This is a genomic window from Cytobacillus sp. FSL R5-0377, assembly GCF_038004385.1.
Lineage (GTDB): Bacteria > Bacillota > Bacilli > Bacillales > Cytobacillaceae > Cytobacillus.
In genome coordinates, this window is the sequence record NZ_JBBORA010000001.1 from 4,498,466 (window position 1) to 4,516,545 (window position 18,080).

Genomic DNA, 18,080 nt, shown 5'->3' on the forward strand with positions numbered 1-18,080 from the left:
CTAGATCGGATTGTAAAAAGCCCCTTATTCATGATGAATAGGGGGCTCTATGTGTTGAAGGTCATTGAGTAAATTATTTAATGCCTGATCCAGGGCTGCATGATTCTCAGAAACCAGCCAGTTTTCCGGTATTATGAGATAAGAGCAGCTGCCGCTGTGTAAATAACGGTAAATAATATGTGCTGCATCGATTTCATGTCTGCTAATCTCTCCAGCGGCCTGTGCTTCATTATTTTTAAAATGAGCTAAAATGTCCGTTTTTATTTTCTCCTCGATATTTCCTACTGCATAGCTCTTGCTGAACAGAATATCTGTCCTTTTAATAAGGAAAAGTTTAAAGGTTGAATCTGATAAACTTTCAATCGCTGCGATATTATGGTTTTCTTCCGTGAATTCGAGCACTTTTTCTTTATTTAGCAGGGAGCCTACTGCCTGTATATGATCCCGATAGGCGGACGCCGCTTCAAACTCAAAGTTTTCAGAGGCATTCAGCATCATTTGATTCATGTCCTCTAGGATACTCATGTCCGTGCCCTTCAGAAAACCGATAAACCTGTTCAAAATGTCATTGTACTCTTGTTCCGCAGGCCCTCCAAGACACCGGCCAAGGCATGAGCCTAAGGAATAATTCAGGCAGGCTGAGTTTGTTCCATTAGGATTGCTGCAATTCAGCTTAAAGCAATCCTTTAACGCACGGATAGCTCTTTCCACATTTCTTCGGCTTGTAAAAGGGCCAAGATAAACCTTGCCGTCATTTTCATTGGGTTCAAAGACAATATCAATCTTACGGTGATTGCCGATAAGACCAATCGAGATATAAATGAATGACTGCGGACTCTTCATCATTCGATTATAGAGCGGCTTTATGCTTTTAATTAATTGGCATTCAAGCATAAAAGCCTCGAATTCGGTATCTGTCTGGATATAGTCAAAATCCCTTAAATGTTTGACCAGCTTTTTTATCTTTGGTGAATGATTGGTAGAGTTCCGGAAATAAGACTGGACACGATTCTTAAGATTCTTCGCCTTCCCCACATACAGAGTTTGACCCTGGGAATCCTTCATCAGATAGACGCCTGGAGTTGCGGGCAGGTTTTTTACCTTATCAGGGAGATTAATAGGGATTCATTCCTTTACTAGATAGTATAGTAGTATTTTATCATGGGATGGGATTTGGCAGCTATTTCTCTTAATGGTATAAAGGGGAGTGGGAGAAGCAGGACAACTGTTATTAGTCTAAGATCTTGCGGAAACTGTGCCCCCAGCCGGAGTCTATGCGTTAAAATAGTATGTTTCTAAGCAACTTAAACAGTAAGTTGCTTATTTTGCTTGGAAAAATATTGAGTTAATAAACAATCGAAATTGACATCGGAGCCAATCTCTTTTTGACTTAAGGATATTGAACAGGATCTGGACCAACAGGATCAATCTAACCCATTTTGTAAAGTGTCCGTCAATATGCTAATCAATATGCTATACATAATTAACTTAAAATATCGAAATTTTCCTAGTAAAAAAGTTATATAAAAAACCACTAGTGTCATGAATATTCAGAATTTTCCAGAGGTTTTTCAATTTTCGAATCGAATGATATATCATGAAGCAATTCTGAGAGACAGATAAACTTTCCTGCTCATTAGGAGGAACTAATGTATTAGGAGGATATAAATGGGTAAATCAATCCTTTTTGAAATTCAAGAAGAAGTGAATTTAGTCGCAGAAGCCATTAAGTCTGTATTGTCTTTAGAGGTGATTATTTACGATAAAAATAAAGTTGTTGTTACGGCTACAGGCGGGGGCACGCATGCAGTTGTAGGTGAGCCGGTTCGGGGACACATCATTGAAGAAGTCTTAAAAACAAATCAGCCTGTTTACAATTTAGAGCCAGGTTTCCATGACGTATGTAAAAGCTGTATCCTTCATCAAAATTGCCCTGAAAAATCAGATGTTTCATATCCATTAACACATGAGGGCGAGATTGTCGGGGTTATCAGTTTAACTGCATTCTCTGAAAAACAAAAAAATGAATTTAAAGAGAAGCACCGTATTTTATCAAATTATCTCGATAAAATGGCGGATTTAATCAGCAGCAAAATAAATGGAACATCACTCTTAAAGAAATATTTATCAACCTCACAAATGCTGCAAGTGACGATTCAATCCATGTACGAGGGCATCATTGCTGTTGATCAAAAAGGATTTATATTAGAGATGAACCGTTCCGCAGAAAAAATACTAAATATAAAAAAACAGAGTGTATTAACTTCAAATATTTCAGAAGTTATTCAAAATCTGCCGATTACAAAAGTATTTTCTACCGGACAAGGATACTCAGATAAGGAATGTTCTCTTGTTGTAAATGGAAAAGTGATTCAAGTCATCATCAGTGCTAATCCATTGATCCATAACAGCCAAATTATTGGATGTGCGATTACGCTCAAAGATCTAGCTGAAGTTCAAAAGTTTGCCTATTCTATCACATCAGAGGTAGATGATTCTACATTCGATATTATAGTAGGGAAAAGCCATGCTATATTGCAAACAAAGGCTGCAGCCAAAAAAGTTGCGGCAACCGATTCTACAGTCATTTTCCTGGGGGAGAGTGGAACGGGGAAGGAACTTTTTGCGAGAGCACTGCATCAAGAAAGCAAAAGATTTAATAAACCATTTCGGGCCATAAATTGTGCCGCCATTCCTGAACATTTACTGGAAAGTGAATTGTTTGGGTATAGCGAGGGTGCCTTTACGGGTGCAAGGAAAAATGGAAAGCCTGGAAAATTTGAAATGGCACAAGGAGGCACCATTTTTCTGGATGAAATAGGTGATATGCCATTGCATTTACAAGTGAAGCTGTTGAGAGTGCTGGAAGAAAGAAAAATTGAACGAATTGGATCTAATACTTCTATTGATATTGATATAAGAGTGGTTGCAGCAACCCATAAAAACTTAGAAAAGATGGTAGCTGATGGGGAATTCAGGCAGGATTTATTTTTTAGGTTAAGCGTTATTCCGCTGCATATTCCGCCACTGAGGGAAAGAGAGGGTGATATTCCCGTCCTGCTTCAGCATTTTGTACAGCACTATGACAAAATTACTGGAAAAAAAGTGAGAGGTTTCACTCCTGATGCGGAGAATAGGCTGTGTTCGTATAATTGGCCAGGTAATATACGTGAACTCCAAAATGCGGTTGAATATGCCATAAACATGGCAACAGACCACTGGATTAGAGTAGAAAACCTGCCTCCAAGAATCCGTCATCAAAATCCCCTGAACGATGATAAAGAAAATATTACTCTAGCAGAAATGGAAGAAAGAATGATAAAGGATGTATTAAAGAGATATGGTGATACTCTAAATGGAAAAAAACAAGCAGCAGATGAATTAGGTATAAATGTAGCAACGCTTTACAGGAAAATTAATAAATACGAGATTAATCGCAAAATGCAATTATAGTTCGCAAATTGCGATTAGTTTAGAAACATAGCAGATTTGTCTTTTTTTTATATTTTGGACAGATCTTCTATGTTTTTTTTGCAAATTGCGAACAATGGACCTTAGTGATATTTACAGCAAAATAGAAGTTGTCCTGTAAATCCTTTATAAACAGGGAGTGTAAATGAAAAATATAGAAAAATCACAACTTGGCACGGTACTTGCATTCTAACTAGTTGAAGGAAAAAACGAGGGGGAGTGCAATGAAAATCATAAATAAAATGTTTATGGTGAAATCCGTTCAGACATTATTGAAGACCTGTTTAAATGTAAAGTCTGGAGAAAGCCTATTGATTCTAACGGATACAAATACAACAGAAATTGGGGAGGTTTTTGCACTAGTTGGTGAAGGCATGGGAGCAAAAGTGGTGATGACAATCATGAATCCCACTACAAGGCATGGGGATGAACCGCCAAGAATCATTGCAGAGGCAATGAAAGCCGCTGATGCCATCGTTGCCCCGACAACTTTCTCTATTAATCATTCTACTGCCAGAAAAGAAGCCAGTAATGCAGGTGCCAGATTAATATTTATGCCTGATGCTAATGAAGAGGTTTTCTTAGATGGTTCACTGGATATCGATTATTTTGCCCAGAAGAAAATAATCGATAAAGTATCCGCCATTCTTGAAGAAGGAGAACGATTAAGCATCACTACCCGTTTAGGCACGGAAATTTCCATGTCTATAACCGGACGGCATGCCGTACCTCAAACCGGGATTTGTCATGAGCCTGGAAGTATTTCTCCCCCTCCTTGCATTGAAACAGCTGTGGCACCAATAGAAGGAACTACAGAAGGAGTCATGTACATTGATGGGGCGATTGTGCCGGGCAGGGCTTGTGAAGATCAGGTTAAAGTCGTCTTTAGAGAAGGGAAAATCGTCTCCATCGAAGGAAAAGAAGATGCTGAAATGCTTAAGCAAACGCTGGAAAGTTATAATCATCCCAATGTATATTGTGCAGTGGAAATGGGTATCGGCATGAATCCAAAAGCGAAAATTGGCAGAGGAGGCCAGCTGGAGGACGAGGCAGAGTTCGGAACGATGCATATTGGAATTGGCAATGGAATCACATTTGGAAGCAGTATCAGAGCCCCTGGGCATTGTGATTTAGTGATTCGAAAACCGACTATCAAAGTGGATGGGAAAATCCTTATGAAAGACGGAGAACTCTATATAGATTAGGGGGAGGAGGTTTATTTGGGAGAAATAAGTTTAATCGGCGAATCGCTGGCCAGTTTCTTTACATTTAAAATCATGCTTTTGTTTCTTATTGGCACAGTTGCGGGGATGGCAGTAGGTGCACTTCCGGGTCTGACTACTACCATGGGAGTATCCTTGCTGATTTCATTTACCTGGGGGATGGAATGGATAGAAGCAATGGTTTTAATTGTGTCTGTTCATATAGGAGGAACCTATGGCGGATCCACGCCAGCGATCTTCTTAAATATTCCAGGTACGCCTGCCTCCGCTGCAACGGCTATGGATGGTTATCCAATGGCTCAGCGGGGGGAGGGAGGCCTGGCAAGAGGACTTGCCACCTTTCAATCTTTTCTAGGTACTATTCTGGCAGCTGTTTTATTTCTAATAGGGGCTCCGCTTCTTTTGGATATAAGTATGAATTTCGGATCATGGGAGTATTTTCTGCTTGCCATGTTTGGAATTATTCTTAGTGCAAACCTAACGGCTTCATCACTATCGAAAGGGCTTATTTCCGGGATATTAGGATTAGCTTTAGCCACTGTAGGAATGGATAAAATCACTGGTGCCCAGCGTTTTACTTTTGGAGAAAGCGCTCTCATGGACGGTTTTAGCCTAATTGCCGTATTAATTGGGGTATTCGGAATAGCTGAGGTAATCGACTCTATTATGCAGCTAAAGAAGCCTTTAAAGGCGGATAAATTCCAATCTATTATTCCCCCGTGGAAGATGTTGCTGAAGTTTTTGCCAGCCGGCGGAAGATCTTCAATAATTGGAGCATCTATTGGAGCGATTCCAGGTGTTGGAGCAGATGTTGCAGCCTGGGTTTCCTACGATGTGGCCCGCCGAAGAAGTAAGAAGCCTGAGACCTTTGGAAAGGGAAATCCAGAAGGAATCGTTGCTGCAGAAACAGCGAATAACGCTTGTGTGCCAGGTACATATATACCCATGTTAATACTTGGCATCCCTGGTGATGCAGTTACGGCAGTAATTATAGGAGGGCTTTTGCTCCACGGATTGCAGCCGGGTCCACTTTTGCTTACACAAAACCCTGATATATTAAATCAGTTTTTCATCATTTTAACAATATCTGCTGCGTTCATGCTGGTATTTGGATTATTTTTCTCTTATTTTTTTCAGAAAATCCTATCTGTTCCCAGAAGTATAGTTTTGCTGATTGTAACAGTATTTAGTGTGGTAGGGACATTTGCAGTAAACAACAGGCCATTTGATATTGGAATTATGTTTCTTTTTGGGATCATCGGTTTTCTTATGCGTAAAGTTGGGCTCGCTGCCCCTCCTCTAGTGTTAGGGTTAATCCTTGGTTTAATGGCGGAACAGAATTTCCGGAGGGCCATGGTTAGTGCGGATTATTCATTCGGGCCATTCTTCACGCGGCCAATTAGTCTTTTCCTGCTGGTCTGTATTGTATTTCTGCTTTTAAATCAAAATGGATTCCTGACAAAACACTTAAAACACTTGTGGGGGAAAATAAAGCCTAAGGGGGCAAACGTATGAAAATAAAAATGATGTGTCTGATTCTATTTTCAGTGGTTCTGATATTAGGTGCCTGTGCAGGCAGCCAGTCAACTCAAAAGGCATCTGGAAACAGCAAGGAAGCAGCCAATGATTACCCTTCTCAGCCTATTGAAATTATAGTCGGTTTTGGTGAGGGAGGCGGTACTGATACGATGGCCCGGACCCTGCAGCCAATCCTACAGGAAGAATTAGGAGAATCCATTGCGGTAAGAAATATGCCTGGAGCCTCCAGTGCATTAGCCCTTGAATATGTTAACGAACAAGAGTCTGACGGACATACCATCCTATTTCAAACAGATCTGGTCCGCGTCTTTCCAACAATGGGCATGACAGATTTAACATACAAGGATTTCGAGCAAATAGGAATTGGTGCAATGGGAATTGCCAATTTTACAGTCAAAGATAAATCTGACCTGAAGACATTTGATGATGTGATTCAGCTATTGAAAGATGGAAATGCAAAGGTTGGTGTAGCAGCGATTGGGGACCCATGGCACCTCACTCTGGAGATTGTGAATAGTGTTGTGGGTGGAGATGCCGAAATTATCACATACGATTCCGGTTCAAATGCTGCCATGGCTGCGATGAAAGGTGAGGTTGATTTTTCAATCAGCGGTGTAAATGAGGTAGTAGATCTGCTTCGGGCAGGTGATTTACGTTCACTGGCTGTTATGGATAATAAAGCGTTTGAAGTAGATGGAATTGAATCAATCCCGCCGGTCACTGACTTTGTTTCTGATTTGGAAAAATATGTACCGGAAGGAACCTGGTGGGGGCCAGCTGTAAAGCACGGAACACCTGAAGAAATTGTCACTAAAATTAGAGATGCATACAACAAAGCAATCAACAGTAAAGAATTTCAGGCTTTTGCAAAGAAAAGGGCGATTGTTCTCACAGATATTGAGGATAGTCAGGAATATACAAAAGAAATCACCGAAAAAACAAGCTGGCTGCTTTGGGAAATTGGTGTTGGAAAACGGTCACCTGAGGAAGTAGGAATTAGCCGGCCAAAAGAGTGATAGAAAGGAGAAAAGATGAGAATAAATAAAGATTATCTTTTGGCGGGAATTGTTTTTGCGATTGGACTCTTTTTCGTAATAGGCAGTTATGATTTCCCGCCAGGAGAACACTTTTTAAATTCATCCCGTTCATTTCCCACGCTCCTCGGCTATAGTTTGATAGGTCTATCAATCTGGCAGCTTATTCAAACGATCAGAAAGAATAAAGAGGAGGAAGGGGAAACAGGTTCTGCCTCCATTCTGGAAGTTAAAAGAGGAATACTGTATCTGCTATTTACAGTTGTTTATATCTTTTTGTTAATACCTTTTATCGGCTTTCTATTTTCTACCTTAATCTTTTTACTCATTGGCATGCTATATTACAAGGAAGTTCGCTGGTATACTGCGACATTAGTATCCATAGGGATGATTGGATTCATCTATGTGGTGTTTGAAAAACTCATGTATATTCGATTACCGTAGAAAAAATCGAAATCGTAAATGATCGAAATAAAAATACTAGTCAGAGAATCAGAATTAAAAATCATTGATGTAAAAGGATATCAAATAATAGATATGGCGGTGATTTATATGAGGATAAAGCAAACAATTGAAAAAGTGCCTGGAGGTCTGATGGTCATCCCTCTGATGCTTGGTGCTTTATTTAATACGATTGATCAGCTCCACATTCCAATTGTAATGAATTTCCTTAAGAGTTTAGGGGTATCGCCGGTGGAAGAAGGAATTTATGAGTTTATGAGAATTGGTGGGTTCTCGGAAGCACTTTTTAAAACTGGAACCCTGACTCTCATTGGCCTGTTCTTATTCTGTGCAGGCAGCCAGATGAATTTGCGGGTAGGCGGAAAGGCCTTAAAGAAAGGAATTCTATTAACTGGAAGCAAGTGTTTGACCGGGATTGCATTCGGTATTTTATTTGGGGTATTTTTTGACCCAATGAACGGTCTGCTGGGATTATCTACTCTGGCTATTATTGCCGCCATGACCAATGGGAATGAAGGAATGTATGCAGTGCTGACAGGACAGTATGGGAATCGGTCAGATGTTGGAGCGATTTCCGTCCTGACTCTGAATGATGGTCCTTTTTTCACCATGCTGGCTTTAGGGATGGTTGGCGTTAATTTTCCTTTAATCGCATTCATCGCGGTCTTGCTGCCAATTGCTTTAGGAATGCTTTTAGGAAATCTGGATGAAGACATACGGGAGTTTTTAAAGCCTGGTGAAACGCTCCTTGTACCATTCTTTGCTTTCTGTCTTGGCGCAGGAATGAACTTCATGAGTTTCTTTAATGCTGAAGCTGTTTGGGGCGGTCTGGCTCTCGGGTTTGCCACAGTCATATTTACAGCATTAACCGGAATCCTGGTTTATAGGATGTTTGGAGAAAAGAGCACAATTGGCCCTGTTGCAGAAGCATCAACAGCAGGGAACGCAGTGGGTACACCTGCTGCGATCGCAGCAGCAGCATCAGTGGCAGCGGGTGCAGGATTGATGACGGTGGAAAAGGCTCAAAGTTTTCAGGAGATTGCCAATTTGGCAACAATCCAAATTTCAATTTCTACTATTACGACTTCAATATTATGCCCGGTAGCCGTTATTTTGTGGGATAAGTATCAACGAAGCAAAGGCATAGATGGACGCCTGGAGGATATACCCAGTAAAGAAATAAGAATCTCTGCAGAGCTTGAACAGGAATCATAGAAGGGTGATGAAAAATTTGGAAAAAATTCATGCTGAGATATCAGATTTTATTTGCACCATTACCATTAAAAACCCGCCAATGAATATTTTGACGAAAGAGTTTCGGCAGGAGTTTGTTCCTTATATGGAGGAGCTTAAAACCTCTTCGGATGTCAGGGTTATTGTCCTTACTGGAGAAGGGGATCGGGCATTTTGCGCAGGAGCCGATTTAAACGAAGAAGGAGAGCTGACACCTGAATCCGTCAGGCACTTCTTAGAAGAAGATTGCAGAATTTACGATATTGTCAATGAAATGCCCCAGCCTGTCATTGCCGCAGTTAATGGCTATGCGTTTGGCGGAGGGTTCGAGCTTGCCTTAGCCTGTGATATCCGGATCATGTCGGAACGTGCGAAGCTATGTGCAGCAGGGGTAAAGGTTGGACTGGTTGTCGGGCCAACCAGGTTAGTAAGACTGCTGGGTGAAGCATATGCCAAAGAAGTGATATTGACAGGCAGAACCATAACAGCTGAGGAAGCATTTCAAAGAGGGCTGGCCAGCAGAGTGGTATCACATGACAAGCTGCTGGCAGAAGCGCAGGAATGGGCACAGCTGATTGCTTCCCGTGCTCCAATCGCAGTCAGACATGCGAAGAACACGATTCAGAAGACCATGGATGCAGAGTGGCAGGAAGCAATGAAACAGGAATTGGATGCGTTTATTGAATGCCAGGATACATGGGATCACAAGCATGCGATTGAATCGTTCTTTAACAAAAAGCCGCCAGTATTTAAAGGGATATAGTTAGTTATAAAAATTGAATCAGGGAGTTGTTTTAAAAATGAAAGAAGCACTAATGTACCCGGCTGCTACTGCACTAGTAAAAGTTCTGGCAGGTGTTAAGAGCGGGGAAAAGGTTGTCATCTTAACAGATTTTTTAACGGATGGAATCACAAAAGTTCTGGCATCTGTTGTTTGTTCACTCGACGCAGAGCCCATCACAATCTCAATGCCGCCAAGGAAAGGGCATGGAGATGCATTGCCGGATGCAGTGGCAGCGGCTATGAAAGAGGCAGATGTGATCATCGCACCGACAACCTATAACATTGCCCATACAAAAGCACGCCATGATGCGCAAAAGGCCGGGGCCCGCGTATTAATCTTACCTGAAGCACATGAAGACATTTTATTAAGCAAGGGGCTGCGTGCTGACTTTGCTGCACTAAGACCTCAAGTTGAGAAACTGGCAGACATATTGACAGATGGAGAATCTGTCCGCATTACGACATCCCTTGGCACAGATTTGAGATTCTCCATCAAAGGCAGGTCAGGAAGAGCCTTAACAGGGTTTGCAAATAGCACGGATGTTTCGGCAGCGCACTGTATCGAATCCAGCATTGCCCCGGTTGAAGGAACCGCTGAAGGTATTTTAGTGGTGGATGGAAGTATTCCGGGAGTTGGTTTAATGGAGACTCCGGTTGAAGTGGTATTTAAGGAAGGAAAGGCCGTTTCGATTACGGGAGGCAGAGAAGCGGAGCAATTCAGGAAAATATTAATGGAGAAGAATGATGAAGAAGGAAATATTTATTTTGCCGGTGAGTTTGGCATAGGCATGAATCCGGAATGTGAATTGGAAAACAGCATGCTGAGTGATGAAGGCGTTTTTGGAACCATCCATATTGCTTTAGGTACGAATGCATATATTGGGGGAACTGTTAAGGCCAAAGGGCATTACGATATGGTCGTGAAGGATCCCCGGGTAGAAATTGACGGCAGACTTATTCTGGACAATCAGGAACTCTATTTAATTGAAGATAAAGCCTTAAATAGACTTTGAGACAGGAGATGATTTGAATGGGTGCATTGGAAGGCATTAGAGTAATTGACTTGAGCCAGGTCATGGCAGGACCATATTGCGGTATGCTGCTGGCCGATATGGGCGCTGATGTTATAAAAGTGGAACCGCCAAAAGGTGAGAGTACCAGAAGATGGTCCCCTTATAAGGAAGGGGAGAGCGGTGCGTTTATGGCGATAAATCGCAACAAGCGCAGCATAACGCTTGATTTAAAAAGCAGTAAAGATCAGAAGGTATTTTACAAGTTAATTGAAACTGCAGATATTTTGATAGAAAATTTCCGCCCCGGGGTTGTAAAGCGTCTGGGAGTTGACTATGAAACACTCAATCAGATAAATTCGAAACTCATCTATTGCTCTATTTCCGGATTTGGCCAGTATGGCCCATATTCATCCCGTGGCGGTTATGACTTAATCGCACAGGGAATGACCGGAATTATGAGTGTGACAGGTGAACGGAATGGCAACCCGGTGAAATGCGGCCTTCCGATTATCGATTTGGGTTCTGGCCTGTTTTCTGTCTATGGTATCTTATCCGCATTGTATGCCAGGGTTCATTCCAATGAGGGGCAGTATATTGACGCATCTTTATATGATACGGGAATCGCATTGTCGGTTTGGGAAAGCACTCAATATTGGTTTACGGGAGAAACACCTGCACCTACTGGAAGCGGACATCGCTTGTCTGCTCCTTACCAGGCATTTCGTGCCAGTGATGGTTATTTTACTGTTGGTGCAGATACACCGCATCATTGGCCCGTGTTCTGCCAGATCATCGGCAGACCTGAATTCCTATCGGATGACCGATTTGTTGATGATGCCTCCAGAATTCAGCATTTAAATGAATTTGTCAGACTAATAGAAGAAAAAACGAGTCTGAATCCCAGACATTATTGGCTAAAAAAATTCGAGAAAGCAGGGATTCCTGCTGGCCCGATCAATACCTATCCTGAATCTTTAAATGACCAGCACACACTATCCAGAAGAATGATAGAAGAGGTTGTGCATCCAGTTGCCGGGAAAATAAAAGCTTTAGGAATTCCTGTCAAACTATCAAAAACACCTGGAAAGGTTGCAAAAGCTGCACCTGTATTGGGAGAACATAAGGAAGAGATTTTAAGAGAATTAGGGCTCGCAGCTAAATAACATTTAAATCCTGCTACTCAGTAAGGAGAAGGATATGCATGATTAAACCTTTAAAAGGACGTGTTCCATCCATTCATGCCGAAACCATGATACACGGCTCGGCACAAGTGATAGGAGACGTCAGAATAGCCAAAAATGTGAGTGTATGGCCTCAATCAGTCTTACGGGCAGATGATGATAATTTTATCGAAATTGGTGAAGGAAGCAATATTCAGGACGGGTGTATCTGTCATGTGACACCAGAGGCTCCATTAATGATAGGGAGAATGGTAACGGTCGGGCATGGTGCCATTTTACATGCCTGTACGGTCGAGGATGGAGCATTGATTGGCATCGGTTCTATTATCTTAGATGGAGCGGTCATTGAAAAAGGAGCACAAGTGGGAGCGGGTGCATTAGTTCCTCCAGGGAAAGTGATCCCAAAAGGTAGCTTGGCTGTTGGAGTTCCTGCCAAAATTGTGCGTGAACTAACAGAGAATGAAAGACATGACCTGGAAAAAAATGCAGAAGAATACATTGAGCTATGGAAACGAGATTATCGTGAAGAGAGTGAGGAGTCATTATGATTTATGAGAATAAAAGTTTAGCAGAAAGAGGCGACCGTGTTTTGCCCCCGGCTGCCAACAGAGTAACGAGGATAGGTGTAACGAAAGCATTTGGCTCAACCATAGAGGATGAGAACGGAAAAAAATATCTCGATTTTGCCAGTGGTGTAGGAGTAAATAATGTTGGACACTGCCATCCCGATGTAATTGAAGCGGTTAAGCGGCAGCTGGATACCATGATTCATGTTGGCCATAATGTGGCTTACTATCCATCCTATATTCAATTAGCGGAGGAACTAAATGAATTAACTGGAACACAGAAAATGGTGTACTTTTCAAATAGCGGAGCAGAAGCGAATGAGGGAGCAATCAAATTAGCGAAAAAAGCGACAAAGCGTCCAGCCATCCTATCATTCAAACGGGGATTCCATGGACGGACACTTGCAGCCACATCGATTACTTTCTCAAGCTCAGCTTATCGTCAGGATTATGAAGGCCTTCTTCCAAGCGTATATGCTTGTGAATATCCATATCCTTTTAGAACCGGGTTAAGTTATGAAGAAGAGACGAAACGGTGTATTCAAAGCATCAATGAAGTATTCCAGTATCAAGTTGCTCCATCCCAGGTAGCAGCCATTATCCTTGAACCTGTACAGGGAGAGGGCGGGTATATTGTACCTCCGAAAGAATTTTTGAAACAAATAAGGGAAATATGTGATCAGCATGGGATATTACTTATTTTTGATGAAGTTCAAACCGGATTCGGAAGAACAGGAAAAATGTTTGCTTATGAACATTTTGGAGTTGAGCCGGACATTCTTACCTTAGGAAAGGGAATTGCTTCAGGCTTCCCTTTAAGTGCCATCATTGCCAAGAAAGAAATTATGGAGAAATGGGAGCCGGGAACACATGGAGGCACTTATGGCGGAAACCCTGTCTCCTGTGCGGCTGCCCTGGCTTCCATTGAAATTTTAAAACGGGAAGGTATAGATAATGCCCAAACTTTAGGGGGATATCTAAAGCAGCAATTATATGATTTACAGTCAGAATATTCTGTAATTGGCGATGTTAGAGGTCTGGGCCTGATGATCGGCATTGAGTTCACTGATGAAAAAGGCTGCCCGGATGCCAGTACAGTAAATTGGCTGAAGAATTTTGCTTTAGAACACGGAGTCATTCTTTTAACCTGCGGCACTGAGAAGAATGTTTTACGGTTTATCCCGCCTGTAACGGTATCAAAAGAGGAACTAGACCAGGCAGTTTCTGTACTAAAAAAAGGATTGCAGCAGCTAGCAAAAAAGGAGAACGGTCATGCTATATATTAATGGTGAATGGAAATCTTCCATTAAAAATAAATCGATAACTGTGTATAATCCTGCTACTTTAGAAAAATTCGGTACGGTCGCTTATGGAGGAAAGGAAGAAGCGGAGGAAGCAATCCAGGCCGCATCCGCTGCCTTTCAAGACTGGAAGAAAACAAGCGCAGTTGAAAAATCGCAATATCTTAGAAAAATTGCCGATTGTCTAAGAGACAGAGAAGAAGATCTGGCAGTAACCATTACGAAAGAGATGGGGAAACCCCTGAAAGAATCCCTTGGTGAAGTCAAACTGGCGATCTCCTATATGGATTGGTATGCAGAGGAAGCGAAGCGTATTTATGGAGAGACAATTCCAGCGTCCAGCCGGGATAAGCGCATACTGGTACTGCAGGAGCCGGTTGGAGTGACGGGCGCGATTACGCCATGGAACTTTCCAGCCGCCATGGTTACCCGCAAGATTGCACCAGCGTTAGCTGCCGGGTGTCCTGTCATCCTAAAACCAGCTTCAGCTACTCCTTTAACGGCAGTGAAAATTTTTGAAGCCATTCATGAGTCTGGTCTCCCAAAAGGAGTAGCCAATCTGATTATTGGACCTTCTAATGAGATTGCCCAAACGTTATTAGACAGCAAGCAGGTGCGGAAACTGACTTTCACAGGTTCAACGGCAGTTGGGAAAAAGCTGATGAGAGACGCATCAAATACGGTCAAAAAAGTTTCAATGGAATTAGGCGGTCATGCCCCTTTTATCGTATTTGAAGATGCTGATTTAGAGAAAGCCGCAGAAGCAGCGGTTGCAAGCAAGTTCAGGAATGCAGGACAAACGTGTGTATGCACAAACCGGATTTATGTTCAGAAGGAAGCCGCAGAGGAATTTACCCGCTTGTTTGCAGAAAAGGTAAATCGTCTGCAAATCGGGAATGGCATGGATGATGATACAGATATTGGTCCACTAATTAATGAAGAAAGCCTTGATAAAGTTGTTGAACATGTGGAGGATGCCAAAGAAAAAGGCGGTGTGGTCATTTGCGGCGGATCACTGGCAGATATGGATGCTAAAGGTGTATTCTATCAGCCTACTGTTATTCAGCATGCAAATGAGTCGATGAAGATTGCAAGAGAAGAAACATTTGGCCCAGTGGTGCCGATTTTCACCTTCGAAACGGAAGAAGAAGCAATCGAACGGGCAAATCATCCAGAATACGGACTTGCATCTTACTGCTTCACTTCAGATTTAAATCGCGCCTTCCGGGTAATGGAATCTCTCGAATATGGCATTATTGGCATTAATGATGCGATGCCGACAACAGCACAAGCCCCGTTCGGAGGAATGAAGGAAAGCGGTGTAGGAAGGGAAGGCGGCAAGTATGGATTGATGGAGTATCTGGAAGAGAAGTTTGTCTCATTGAATATTGGATAATCAAAGGGGCCATCAGAATGGAATTATTAATGGAGGAAATAAGAAGCATAATACCTTCAGACCAAATTTTAACGAGTTTAGCTGATCGCTATAGTTATAGTTATGATGCTTCATTCGGCAGCTATCTTCCTGAACTGGTCATCCAGGTGAAAAATAAGGAAGAGATTTCTTCACTTTTGAAATTGGCCAATACATTTAATTTCCCGGTATACCCAAGAGGACAGGGGACTTCTTTAAGCGGAGGTCCTCTCCCTGTTAAGGGGGGCATGGTTTTAGACATGTCCCAATGGAATGGTGATTTAAAAATTTATCCGGATGATTTGGTAGCAGTCGTATCACCAGGTGTACTGACAGCGAACATCAATCAGGAAGCAGAAAAGTTTGGACTCATGTACCCCCCTGATCCAAGCAGTGCCCATGTATCAACAATTGGAGGGAATTTAGCGGAAAACTCCGGCGGGCCAAGGGGCTTAAAATATGGGGTAACGAAGGATTATGTTATTGGTTTGGAAGTGATAACACCTGAAGGAGAAATCATCAAAACAGGCGGAAAAACAATTAAGAATGTAACTGGATATGACTTAACGAAATTGATTGTTGGATCGGAAGGAACACTTGGGATCATTACGGAAGCGACACTGAAATTAGTGCCAAAGCCCCCAGCATCAAAAACCATGATGGCTGTCTTTGATGATCTTGTCCAGTCAGGACAAGCGATTTCAAAAATATTAACTTCCGGCATCCTTCCGGCCAAAATGGAAATAATGGATCAGACTTCCATAATAGCTGTGGAGAACTATCAGCCGCTGGGGCTCCCTATTGATGCAGAAGCCATCCTCTTAATAGAACTTGATGGCCACCCTCTGGCGATTGAAGAAGAAATGAAAAAAATAGAAGAGATTTTTACAGATTTTGAATCTGTGAAAGTGAAAATAGCCGAAAATCAGGATGAAGCACAGAGTTACTGGAGAGCAAGGAAGCTGGTATCCCCCGCTATTGTCAAAATTAAACCGACGAAAGTATCTGAAGATGCAACAGTGCCCCGCAGCAAGATTCCCGATATGTTCCAAAAACTAAAAGAAATCCGCGAGAAATATGATATTCATCTAGTCGTGTTTGGACATGCGGGTGACGGAAACCTTCATCCAAATATTATCTGTGATAAAAGGGATACAGAGGAAATGATACGGGTTGAAAAAGCAGTAGAAGAAATCTTTAGAGCTGCTGTTGAACTGGGAGGGACACTCTCGGGTGAACATGGAATTGGAACATTGAAAGCCCCTTTTATGGAAATGGAATTGGGTGCAGCCGGACTTGATATGATGAAACGAATTAAACAAATATGGGACCCGAATAATATTTTAAATCCCGGTAAAATCTTTCCTGAAGAAGGCCAGAAGCTGGTGCTTAGGGAATGAGTGCGGGAGCCGGTCTAAAAGACAGATTACATTATAATGAGACGTTTAATTGTGTCCAATGCGGATATTGCCTGCCGGTTTGCCCCACTTACGAAACGATGAAGAGCGAGGTGCATTCGCCGCGCGGCCGCATAAATCTTGTCAAAATGCTGGCAGAAGACAAAATCAAGGCAGAGGATTTACGGGAACCCATCGAAAAATGCCTGGGATGCCGCGCCTGCGAAACAGCCTGTCCCACCAGCGTACAGTATGGGAAGATTTTAGAAGGAGCAAAAGAAGTTCTAGAATTTGCAGAGCAAAAAACGAGAGCGCAAAAAATAAGTGAATCATTGATTTTTAATCAAATATTTCCATCAAGGAGATGGATGAATACAATCGGTAATCTTTCATGGTTTTATCAAAAGTCCAGGCTGCAAAAAATGGCACAAAGAACAGGAATAACCCAATTGGCCCCGCTTCATCTGGGGAAATTTGAGTCCGTTCTCCCTGATCTTCCATCTCCCGCAGAACGGAAAAACAGGGCCCACCTCTTCAAAGCCATTGGTTCCAGGAAAGTTACTGTTGGATTTATTACCGGCTGTGTAATGGATGCCATCTTCTATGAGACGAATAAGAACACAATCGACCTGCTGACCAAGGCAGGAGCTGACGTACTTATTCCTGCTAATCAGACGTGCTGTGGAGCGCTTCATGCACATGCCGGAAAAATAGCGGACGCTAAAGATCTTGCCAAAAGAAATATAGAGGCATTTGAAATGGAAAAAGCAGACTATATTGTTAACAATGCTGGTGGATGCGGTGCCACCCTTTTGGAATATGGTGAACTATTCAAGGGAGACATCGAGTGGGAAAGCCGTGCACAAGCTTTTTCTAATAAAGTAAGAGATATTTCACAGGTGCTTTCTGAATTAGATGGTTTGAGCTTTACAAAGGAAGTGAATGGAACCATAACCTTTCAGCCATCCTGTCATATGATCAATGTTCAAAAGGTAAAAGATGAGCCATTATCTTTATTAAAGCAAGTAAAAAGCAAAGGGTTCCGCGAAATGAAAGACAAAGAACGGTGCTGTGGATCCGCTGGCATCTACAATATTGTTAACTATGAGGATTCCATGGAAATATTAGATATTAAAATGAAAAATGCGAAAGACACAAATGCATCAATTATTGTAACTTCAAATCCAGGATGCCTGCTGCAGATGAAATTAGGCATCCAAAGGGAAGGGCTTGAGAAGAGTGTAAGAGCTGTACATCTTGTGGATTTGCTGGTTGAGGCTGGGGCGGTTTCTAAATAATTTATAAATAATAAAATGAAGCAGCTGTAATAGATTCAACAGTTATCCCCATTACACATGGTTTTCTTGAAATAAGAGAGCGCCATCCGCACAGTGAGAATACTGTGCGGTTTTTTGAATTGAAATTTATTGATTTAATGTGTCTGGGGATAGGCCTCTATCTTT

Annotated in this window: 15 protein-coding genes; 14 read left to right on the forward strand and 1 reads right to left on the reverse strand. The window is 42.1% G+C overall.

What is annotated here, in order from left to right; translation table 11 throughout:
* Nucleotides 1–24: 24 nt before the first annotated feature.
* Nucleotides 25–1,065 carry a GIY-YIG nuclease family protein gene (locus tag NSQ49_RS22950; protein ID WP_251284366.1) on the reverse strand — a complete coding sequence of 347 codons (1,041 nt, stop codon included), beginning with the start codon at nt 1,063–1,065 and terminating at the stop codon, nt 25–27.
* A 603-nt stretch (nt 1,066–1,668) separates the two neighbouring features.
* Here NSQ49_RS22950 and NSQ49_RS22955 point away from each other — a divergent pair.
* The 14 genes from NSQ49_RS22955 (at nt 1,669) to NSQ49_RS23020 (ending at nt 17,915) form a co-directional block, all read left to right on the forward strand.
* The gene (locus NSQ49_RS22955; RefSeq protein WP_251284367.1) at nt 1,669–3,453 is read left to right on the forward strand and encodes a sigma-54 interaction domain-containing protein; all 1,785 of its coding nucleotides are present in this window, start codon (nt 1,669–1,671) and stop codon (nt 3,451–3,453) included.
* A gap of 242 nt (nt 3,454–3,695) precedes the next feature.
* Nucleotides 3,696–4,676: an aminopeptidase gene (locus tag NSQ49_RS22960; RefSeq protein WP_251284368.1), complete on the forward strand. Its 981-nt coding sequence runs from the start codon at nt 3,696–3,698 to the stop codon at nt 4,674–4,676.
* Between the two features lie 15 nt (nt 4,677–4,691).
* Nucleotides 4,692–6,209, forward strand: coding sequence for a tripartite tricarboxylate transporter permease (locus tag NSQ49_RS22965; protein ID WP_251284369.1), 1,518 nt, complete (start codon nt 4,692–4,694; stop codon nt 6,207–6,209).
* A complete protein-coding gene (locus NSQ49_RS22970) occupies nt 6,206–7,249 on the forward strand; it encodes a Bug family tripartite tricarboxylate transporter substrate binding protein (RefSeq protein ID WP_251284370.1) in 1,044 nt (347 codons plus the stop codon). Before NSQ49_RS22965 ends, NSQ49_RS22970 begins: the two co-directional genes overlap by 4 nt.
* A gap of 15 nt (nt 7,250–7,264) precedes the next feature.
* Nucleotides 7,265–7,711 (forward strand): tripartite tricarboxylate transporter TctB family protein, encoded by a 447-nt coding sequence (locus tag NSQ49_RS22975; protein ID WP_251284371.1) that lies wholly within the window; start codon nt 7,265–7,267, stop codon nt 7,709–7,711.
* Nucleotides 7,712–7,819: 108 nt separating this feature from the next.
* Nucleotides 7,820–8,944, forward strand: a complete 1,125-nt coding sequence (locus NSQ49_RS22980; protein ID WP_159864665.1) for a 2-keto-3-deoxygluconate permease — start codon at nt 7,820–7,822, stop codon at nt 8,942–8,944.
* A 16-nt stretch (nt 8,945–8,960) separates the two neighbouring features.
* Nucleotides 8,961–9,725 carry an enoyl-CoA hydratase/isomerase family protein gene (locus tag NSQ49_RS22985; RefSeq protein WP_159864662.1) on the forward strand — a complete coding sequence of 255 codons (765 nt, stop codon included), beginning with the start codon at nt 8,961–8,963 and terminating at the stop codon, nt 9,723–9,725.
* Nucleotides 9,726–9,762: 37 nt separating this feature from the next.
* Nucleotides 9,763–10,758 (forward strand): aminopeptidase, encoded by a 996-nt coding sequence (locus NSQ49_RS22990; RefSeq protein ID WP_251284373.1) that lies wholly within the window; start codon nt 9,763–9,765, stop codon nt 10,756–10,758.
* A gap of 17 nt (nt 10,759–10,775) precedes the next feature.
* A complete protein-coding gene (locus NSQ49_RS22995; protein WP_251284374.1) occupies nt 10,776–11,921 on the forward strand; it encodes a CaiB/BaiF CoA transferase family protein in 1,146 nt (381 codons plus the stop codon).
* Between the two features lie 38 nt (nt 11,922–11,959).
* Complete coding sequence (locus NSQ49_RS23000; protein WP_251284375.1) at nt 11,960–12,487, forward strand: gamma carbonic anhydrase family protein; 528 nt, start codon at nt 11,960–11,962, stop codon at nt 12,485–12,487.
* Nucleotides 12,484–13,791, forward strand: coding sequence for an aspartate aminotransferase family protein (locus NSQ49_RS23005; protein WP_251284376.1), 1,308 nt, complete (start codon nt 12,484–12,486; stop codon nt 13,789–13,791). Before NSQ49_RS23000 ends, NSQ49_RS23005 begins: the two co-directional genes overlap by 4 nt.
* Nucleotides 13,778–15,202, forward strand: a complete 1,425-nt coding sequence (locus NSQ49_RS23010; RefSeq protein ID WP_251284377.1) for an NAD-dependent succinate-semialdehyde dehydrogenase — start codon at nt 13,778–13,780, stop codon at nt 15,200–15,202. Before NSQ49_RS23005 ends, NSQ49_RS23010 begins: the two co-directional genes overlap by 14 nt.
* A 17-nt stretch (nt 15,203–15,219) precedes the next feature.
* Entirely contained in the window at nt 15,220–16,620 is a 1,401-nt protein-coding gene (locus NSQ49_RS23015) for an FAD-binding oxidoreductase (RefSeq protein WP_251284378.1), read from the forward strand.
* Nucleotides 16,617–17,915, forward strand: a complete 1,299-nt coding sequence (locus tag NSQ49_RS23020; RefSeq protein ID WP_251284379.1) for a (Fe-S)-binding protein — start codon at nt 16,617–16,619, stop codon at nt 17,913–17,915. The genes NSQ49_RS23015 and NSQ49_RS23020 overlap by 4 nt, the downstream gene beginning before the upstream one ends.
* The last annotated feature ends 165 nt before the right edge of the window (nt 17,916–18,080 follow it).